The sequence below is a fragment of the Paenalicyclobacillus cellulosilyticus genome, assembly GCF_014647315.1.
GTDB lineage: Bacteria > Bacillota > Bacilli > Alicyclobacillales > Alicyclobacillaceae > Alicyclobacillus_J > Alicyclobacillus_J cellulosilyticus.
In genome coordinates this window covers 1-224 of record NZ_BMOY01000097.1, presented here as the reverse complement: position 1 = coordinate 224, position 224 = coordinate 1, and the positions used below count along the sequence as shown (strand labels likewise).

Below are 224 nucleotides of genomic sequence, written 5' to 3'. Positions count from 1 at the left end.
ATGATTCCATCAGATTGAGGCTTAATCGTTACAAGACGAACGCGACCGTCGGAAAAATCAAGGATATTGGACGCTCCTGGATAATCAATTAATTTCACAATGTGTTCAGTGACTAATTTTTCAGGGCTAATGCAAACATCAACTGGAATGTGTTCATGACTAAATAAATCAGGATATTGATAGTAATGCCTTGAGCGAATGCGCGCGATTTTATTCGGAGTACG

At 39.3% G+C, this 224-nt stretch carries 1 protein-coding gene; it reads right to left on the bottom strand.

Features of this window, described 5'->3' with window-relative positions:
• The coding region (locus IEX97_RS13655; protein WP_444541808.1) for a hypothetical protein at window positions 1-224 on the bottom strand (224 nt) is incomplete at both ends.